Here is a 7,864-nt window from a genome sequence, read left to right as displayed (position 1 = left end):
ATTGTACTGGACTGGGCGTGATGGGGCGATTCAGTGGACACCTGAACAGGGCTTTAAAACTACCTTGGAGGCTAACCGTACCGATGCGGCGCTTTTTTGAACTGTTGAGACGTTTTTGAGATGCTACTCACTAACAATGAGTGCTACTATCATAAGAACAAAGACCTGGAGAGGTGGCAGAGCGGTTGAATGCGGCAGACTCGAAATCTGTTATGGTGTAACAGCCATCGGGGGTTCGAATCCCCCCCTCTCCGTTGAAAGATTAACCTGAATTTAGGATTACACCTTGACAGATTGAGCGACTTGTGATTTCGCTTTTTTAAAGTGATTGATTAAGCCGCCACAAAGCATAATTTCCACCTGACGGGGACTCAAACTATGAGTCATGGGATATACCATGTCCTTGGTGAGGTTCTTTACAGGAATAGAACGCCCTGCGTCTAACGCATCCCGTAAACCCATAATTTCCAGTTCATCCCCTTGGCTAATACTGTCGTAATCCTGAGGATTGACAAACTCTAGGGGCATAATCCCGAAATTCACCAGATTTTGCCAACCAATCCGGGCATAAGATTTGGCTAAGACAGCCACTTGCCCCAAATAACGGGGTGCGATCGCGGCGTGTTCCCGGCTGGAACCCTGAGCATAGTTACTTCCAGCCACAATAACATGACCCCCAGATTTTTCTTTAGCTGCTTCTGCCCGTTGCCAAAAGGTGTCATCCTTCATGTAATAGACAAACTGGCTAATGCCAGGAATATTACTGCGATAAGGTAAAACCCTCGCCCCTGCGGGTAAGATTTCATCGGTAGAAATATTATCCGCCACTTTCATCAGCACAGGCACAGAAATGTCATTGGGTAAAGCGGCAAATTCGGGGAAAGATTTAATATTGGGTCCCTTTTTCAGTTCCACTGTCCTGTCATCTTCCGGTGGAGCCACTAACATATCGGTATTAATGATTTCGGTTTCTGGGGCAATAAATTGCGGATAGGTGATACCAAAACGCTGTTCCAACTCACGCGGATCAGTGATTTCCCCGGTGATAGCCGCCGCTACAGCCGTTTCTGGACTACACAAATAGACTTGATCATCGGCAGTCCCGGAACGCCCCGGGAAGTTACGCGGCATAGTCCGTAAAGAGATTTGATCCGAAGCAGGTGCTTGTCCCATGCCGATACAGCCTAAACAGCCTGCCTGATGAAATCGTACCCCAGCATGGATTAAATTCATAAAGGCATCATCCATTGCCGCTAAATTCTCAATCACCTGGCGGGAAGTTGGGTTAACATCAAAAGATACGCGATCGTGAACAATTTGTCCTTTGACGATTTGGCTGACTATCCAGAAATCACGCAACCCTGGATTCGCTGAGGAACCAATCACCACCTGATTCACAGGACGTCCCTGCACTTCAGTAACCGGAACAACATTTCCTGGACTACTGGGACAGGCAATTAAGGGAACCAGTTCAGACAAATTAATCATGTCATAGACATCATATTTAGCTCCCTCATCGGCGACAAGTTCTACCCAATCCTGTCCTCGCCCTTGAGCCTCTAAAAATCGCTTAACTCCAGCATCTGAGGGAAAAACCGTTGTCGTTGCGCCCATTTCCGTCCCCATATTGGCGATAACATGGCGATCCATGGCACTGAGTTGGGCAAGTCCAGGTCCATAATATTCAATAATCATGCCCCGACAGCCGTGGACATCGTAGCGGCGCAACATTTCCAGGACAACATCTTTCGCACTAACCCAATCGGGTAATTTCCCCAAAAGTTTGACACCCAAAACTCTGGGCATTTTCACAAACATAGGTTCCCCAACCATTGCCATTGCAACGTCAATTCCGCCAGCACCAAATGCTAGCATTCCCAGGGAACCTGCTGCTGGGGTGTGACTATCAGAACCGATTAAGGTTTTACCGGGAATACCAAACCGTTCCATCTGAACGGGATGGCTAACACCATTGCCAGGGCGACTATACCAAATGCCAAACCGTTGACAGGCGGATCGCAAAAACAGATGATCGTCGGCATTTTTATAGTCGGTTTGCAGGAGATTATGATCGACGTATTGTGCTGAAAGTTCAGTTTTAACCCGATCAATACCCATGGCTTCTAACTCCAGCATGACCATGGTTCCTGTGGCATCCTGGGTAAGAGACTGATCAATCCGCAGGGCAATTTCTGCACCGGGTTTCATTGTGCCAGAAACCAGATGGGATTGAATCAGTTTTTGGGTAACATTCAAGGGCATGAGTAGATCTCCTGCTATTTATACTGAGTCTTTGGTTAGACAATAGCAGTTTAAGGTTTAGAGAGATCTCTATCCAAAGATTAGTTCAAGTCATCCTTTTTGCCCAGGGTTCTTCAGGAACACCTATAGTCCAAAATTTAAACGATGATAGATAATTAAGATAATCAGGGATAACTTACCACTAGGACAGCCATGACCCAACGCCACTGGCTCGATATTACCGAATATGTTTGTATCGGGGGTTCATTTTTGGGAACCGCGATCGCAGCCGCTACTCAGCAAGTCGTCTACGCCGCTACCCCCTTAACCTTTACTCTGGGGCTGAATGTCTTGAATCGCCAACGGCTGCATCAACTCAACCGTCAGCACCAGGATACTGCGATCGCGCAGGTGTACCACAACTTAGAACCGATTCATGACCAATTCTCTCAACTGGATATCCAGACTCAGCAGCGTATCGATCACCTTAAGGATGTTAATGCTCAACAGTATAAGGCGGCGATCGCGAAAATTCATCAGCTAATCGAACCCCTGAATCAACAACTGATTCAATTGGATAGCCGCAGCCAAAACCAACTGGAACAATTCAATAGCGCGAATCAGCAACAACACGCGGAAATTATCGCCCACATCTATCAACTCATCCATCCTCTGCAGCTGCATCTGACTCAACTCGACGAGACAACCCAACAGCGCGATCGCCAAACCCAAACCCAACTGGATCAATTACACGCATTACAACATCTGCAAGCCGAAGGAATTCTGGCTTATATTAATCCCCTCATTGAGACCCTCAACCAGGAATTAATTCGCTTGGATAGCCAAACTCAACAGCGATTTGCCGAATTTAGCGTCGCTAACCAGCAACAGCATGATGGGATTATTGCCCAAGTTCAGGAACAGCTTGAACCCCTGAAAACTCAACTCGACACCTTAACACCACAGGTGACTAACCAAGGATTACAGCTTGGACAATTAAAAGACGCGATCGCGAAATGGTATAACTACATTGAACCCCTGAACCAGCAAGTCTCTCACCTAGAAACCAACTCGCAACAGGTAAATTCCCAGCGACACCAACAGATTGAACAACTCAAGGAGACAATTGTTCAACTTCAGACAACAATCTATAAACTGCAAGATATTAAAGATAAAAATCGATTACCCTCACCGCCCCAAAACGCCCCAAAAACGCCAGAACCCTCCTCCCTTTCCCTGGCAATGTTAAGACATGAACTCGACGCCGGACTTCAGGGAGTGGGCAAAACAATGCATCAAATTGGTAATTCCCTGCAAGATGTATGGACGGGACTAACCACCCTGGAAACCCGCACCGAGTCTGGTTTAATTACCCAGAAATGGCATTGTGTGCAAACCTTAACTGCACATTCGGGTAAAGTTAATACTGTGGCGATTAGTCCCCAGGGAGAGCTTTTTGCCAGTGGAAGTGATGACCAAACCCTGCGACTCTGGCAATTAAAAACGGGTCAAGATAGGGGAATTTTGGCTAAAAACTTTGCCTGGTTTAACGGAGTAAAATCAATTGACTTTAGTCCTGATGGCAAACGGCTTGCCTGTGGTAATGATGATTATACGATTAAGGTGTGGGCGTTAGAAACGGGACAGGAACTCTATACTCTGATGGGACATTCAAGTTCAGTTAAATCCATTGTCTTTAGTCGAGATGGGCAACGTTTAATTAGTGGGAGTGATGATAGAACGATTAAACTGTGGAACCTGGAAATTGGCAAAGAAATTCCCTTATCGATTCAGCATTCCGATTGGCTAGGGCAAGTTAACGCCGTGGCGATTAGTCCTAATAGTCAGATTCTTGTCAGTGGGAGTGATGATAAAACGATTAAGGTTTGGGATTTAACCACAGGTCAATTGATGATGACATTGAGTGGGCATAAAGCGGCGGTTAAGTCAGTGGTATTTAGTCCTGATGGTAAAATAATTGCCAGTGGTAGTGCCGATCAAACGATTAAGCTTTGGTATTTGGGAACGGGTAAAGAAATGAGTACCTTGTCGGGGAATTTTGGTTCGGTTAATTCACTGGCTATTAGTCGGGATGGAAAGATTCTTGTTAGTGGGAGTTCGGATGAGACGGTTCAGCTTTGGCAGTTAAGTACAGGGAAAATTATTGATATTCTGAAAGGGCATAAAGGCGCGGTGTATTCTGTGGCGATAAGTCCGGATCGAAAGACTGTGGTCAGTGGGAGTTCGGATAAGACGATTAGGATTTGGCGGTGTTGATGATGGGGGTATTGGAATGATACTTTAACGCTCCAGGTAGCAGAGGGAAGTGCAGAGGGACGCAAAGAATTGGAGGTATTTGAAGTGAAATGTTATGAAATTGGAGAAATAGTCGGAAATGATATAGCAGGATAGCGGGTGAGTTGAGTGATTAGTTATTCATAATGATACCTACACCCTAAAAAATCAATCTGAAGATTTTCAACTCGATAGACAAGTCGATGCTCTAGGTCAATGCGCCGTGACCATATATTTGCTTCCATATACTTCAAAGGTTCAGGTTTACCAATTCCAGCAAAAGGATCTTGCATGACAGCCGTAACTAAATCCAATATTTTTGAGGCTTTCTGAAAATCGTGCTTAAACCACCAGGCTAGATCTTCTTTGAATTGAGAGCTAAAACCAGGAATTCGAGTAACGACTACTGGCTTACTCTGTTCAAATTCAGTTTTCTTTTTCTTTTTCTTGCTCAATCCCTAACTCCTGCTCAAGTTCTTCAATTGTTTGAGGTTTAATTTTTCCGGTTTTAGATTCCTCTATAGCATCCAATAACCGACGAGCATTGGTAGGTGATCTAAATAGATAAACAGTTTCAACTAAACTGGTTAAATCAGACTCTGAAATCAAAGCAACATTTTCACCATCACGGCGGTTTATGATATAGATCTGATGATTTTGTACCACCTGTTCTAATAACTGGAAAAAACCATTTCGTGCCTCTGTTGGGGATGTGATTTCGTAGGGAAGCATAAGCTGATGTACATAGTTATGTTCATTTATTATAAGCAATGTGCCCTGATCAAGCCAAAATAGAGACGAAGGCTTTATATCCCTTGGCTGATGAGCTATTGTCTCAATCCTAACTGCGATCGCCCCCAAAACCCGGATGGGATGCGCTTTTGCCGACGTTGTGGTTCTAAACTGCTGCTGCGAGAGCGTTACCGCAGTCTGGGATTGATTGGACAAGGGGGGTTTGGCAAAACGTTTTTAGCGGTGGATGAGGATAAACCCTCGAAACCTCAATGTGTGATTAAGCAGTTTTTCCCCCTCTATCAGGGGACAAGCGATGTCCGGAAAGCCACAGAATTATTTGAACGAGAAGCCGTGCGTCTGGATGAGTTAGGGAAACATCCCCAGATTCCGGAATTACTGGCTCATTTTACTCAGGATAATCGCCAGTATTTAGTCCAAGAGTTTATTGATGGACATAATTTAGCCCAAATCTTGGCAAAAGAGGGGGTATTCAACGAACAGCAGATTAGGGAGATGCTGCGAGATTTGCTCTCGATACTTGAGTTTATTCACTCGCGTTCTGTGATTCATCGCGATATTAAGCCAGAAAATATTATTCGTCGTCGGCATATTTATACTGGGGATACAGGGGAAACTGAAGCCGGGGTGATTAAGGGTAATTTAGTTTTAGTTGATTTTGGTGCGGCTAAACATGCCATTGGTACAGTAAAAACGGGAACGACTGTGGGAACACCGGACTATATCGCTCCAGAACAAGCTAAAGGAAAAGCTATTTTTGCCAGCGATTTGTATAGTTTAGGTGTTAGTTGTATTCATTTACTCACCCAGGTACTTCCTGAACAACTGTTTGATACGGGTGAGGATATCTGGATATGGCGGCGTTACTTAAAAACTAATTTAATTAGTGATGAATTAGCCTATATTTTAGATAAACTCCTGAAACGAGCAACTAATCATCGTTATCAATCCGTTGCTGAAGTTCTCCGAGATTTAAATCAACTCCCATCGATTTCGTTAGCTCAACTCACTACACCATCGCTATCGCCCCAATCGATTACTCTGTCAGGATTTCAGGGGACAGGAAGTCAAAGCGCGATCGCATCACCTCGGACACATCCGCTAAGCTTCCAGCCTCCCTCTCATCCTCCCTTAACTAATTGGCAAGTTGTGCAAACGTTAAATGGACATTGGGGTTCGGTGGAAGCGGTGGCGATTAGTCCCGATGGCTTAATTCTGGCTAGTGGTAGTGCAGACGCTACGGCTATGTTATGGCAGTTATCAGAAGGACGAGAGTATCATACTCTAAATGGTCATCTTGAACGAGTTTGTGCTGTTGCATTTACGCCGGATAGTCAATATTTAGCCACAGGAAGTTATGACCAAACGATTAAACTTTGGCAGGTACAGAATGGACAACTTATTTTAACCCTCACGGGACATAAAAAATGGATTAGTTCCCTCGCCATTAGTCCTGATGGACAGATATTAGCTAGTGGTAGCAATGATGGCACGATTAAGTTATGGCATATCCAACAGGGTAGGGAATTACAAACGCTTACAGGACATACCTCCTATATTAATGATGTTGCTATCAGTCCCGATGGAGAAAGTATTGCCAGTGTTAGTGGGGATGGAACGGTGAAATTATGGCAAATTAGTACAGGGGAGGAACAGGATAGTTTTGGTGATAGCCAGTTACGTTTTGGCTTTTTCTATTCCGTCGCCTTTAGTCCCGATAGGCAACTCCTGGCCAGCGGCAAAAGCGATGGCACAATTACATTATGGCAGTTAGAGACAAGACGAGAACTTGGTACGCTCAGGGGTCATACTCAACGAGTACGGACATTAGCCTTTAGTCCTGATGGATACACCTTAGCCAGTGGTAGTATGGATAAAACAATTAAAATTTGGCAACTGTATGATAGGCAAACTCTTGCTACTTTGAATGGGCATACTTGGGAAGTGTATGCTGTCGCCTTCAGCCCCGATGGTGAGACAATTGTGAGTGGCAGTATGGATAAAACAATTAAAGTTTGGCGTTGTGAGAAAGTTAGTTAAGCTAGGGGAGGATAATAAACAATTTTATTAGATATCTCAGAAATCGGTGTCAAGAGTTTTATTTATCGGAGGCGAAGTACCCCAACTCTCGCCAAACTCTTATGTTATCTAGGTTTGAGGGCTGTTTTCAGCGATTCATCTACACACCTGGCCCAATCGCTCAAACCCTATATTTTTCGTTGAGGTGTGTCGATGGCTTACAGAGAGAGGGTTTGAGGTGTGTATTTAAAGCAATTTTTGGCAAGATATGTTATAGTTTCGACAGACAGGTGTGTAGATTTGGCGCCTGAAACCCTTACTGGGTAAGGGCTGTCAGACGAACTCCCTACCGACTGGGTTAAATCGGATTAGGAAGTCGTTAACTTAAGCCCTCAACTAAAGTTGGGGCTAAAAGCTGAAACCCGTTGAAACGGGTTGAAAGAGTTAATTCATTTATTTCCAGGCTATGCGAGTCAGCGCTATTTAGCCTAATTCCAATGACACACTCCTTGAGGCTGGTGGGTACAGGGAAAATGTACTATGGCTCCCCCTGCTA

5 protein-coding genes and 1 tRNA gene are annotated in these 7,864 nt (G+C 44.7%); 3 read left to right on the top strand and 3 right to left on the bottom strand.

Translation table 11 applies throughout. The features are described from left to right. The first annotated feature begins 167 nt into the window (after window positions 1-167). Window positions 168-254: transfer RNA gene (locus ACLFWI_RS22500), tRNA-Ser, on the top strand. A 25-nt stretch (window positions 255-279) separates the two neighbouring features. Here the strand turns inward: ACLFWI_RS22500 and ACLFWI_RS22495 are convergent. Next, window positions 280-2,262, bottom strand: a complete 1,983-nt coding sequence (locus tag ACLFWI_RS22495) for an aconitate hydratase (protein ID WP_446414778.1) — start codon at window positions 2,260-2,262, stop codon at window positions 280-282. Window positions 2,263-2,454: 192 nt separating this feature from the next. Here ACLFWI_RS22495 and ACLFWI_RS22490 point away from each other — a divergent pair, with 192 nt between their 5' ends. Beyond that, complete coding sequence (locus ACLFWI_RS22490) at window positions 2,455-4,518, top strand: hypothetical protein (RefSeq protein ID WP_446414777.1); 2,064 nt, start codon at window positions 2,455-2,457, stop codon at window positions 4,516-4,518. Window positions 4,519-4,673: 155 nt separating this feature from the next. Here the strand turns inward: ACLFWI_RS22490 and ACLFWI_RS22485 are convergent, their stop codons facing one another. After that, entirely contained in the window at window positions 4,674-4,991 is a 318-nt protein-coding gene (locus ACLFWI_RS22485) for a Txe/YoeB family addiction module toxin (RefSeq protein ID WP_446406712.1), read from the bottom strand. Further along, window positions 4,963-5,268 carry a type II toxin-antitoxin system Phd/YefM family antitoxin gene (locus ACLFWI_RS22480; protein WP_446355633.1) on the bottom strand — a complete coding sequence of 102 codons (306 nt, stop codon included), beginning with the start codon at window positions 5,266-5,268 and terminating at the stop codon, window positions 4,963-4,965. Before ACLFWI_RS22480 ends, ACLFWI_RS22485 begins: the two co-directional genes overlap by 29 nt. Window positions 5,269-5,358: 90 nt before the next feature. Here ACLFWI_RS22480 and ACLFWI_RS22475 point away from each other — a divergent pair, with 90 nt between their 5' ends. Continuing rightward, window positions 5,359-7,329, top strand: coding sequence for a protein kinase domain-containing protein (locus ACLFWI_RS22475; RefSeq protein ID WP_446414776.1), 1,971 nt, complete (start codon window positions 5,359-5,361; stop codon window positions 7,327-7,329). Window positions 7,330-7,864 lie beyond the last annotated feature (535 nt).

The sequence above is a fragment of the Coleofasciculus sp. genome (assembly GCF_046539235.1).
Taxonomy (GTDB): Bacteria; Cyanobacteriota; Cyanobacteriia; order Cyanobacteriales; family Coleofasciculaceae; genus Coleofasciculus.
This window is presented reverse-complemented; position numbering and strand designations above follow the sequence as displayed.

Excerpts from the sequence above, each read along its gene's own strand:
- ACLFWI_RS22495 (WP_446414778.1), bottom strand. The coding sequence starts at position 2,262 with ATGCCCTTGAATGTTACCCAAAAACTGATTCAATCCCATCTGGTTTCT.
- ACLFWI_RS22490 (WP_446414777.1), top strand. The coding sequence starts at position 2,455 with ATGACCCAACGCCACTGGCTCGATATTACCGAATATGTTTGTATCGGG.
- ACLFWI_RS22480 (WP_446355633.1), bottom strand. The coding sequence starts at position 5,268 with ATGCTTCCCTACGAAATCACATCCCCAACAGAGGCACGAAATGGTTTT.
- ACLFWI_RS22475 (WP_446414776.1), top strand. The coding sequence starts at position 5,359 with ATGAGCTATTGTCTCAATCCTAACTGCGATCGCCCCCAAAACCCGGAT.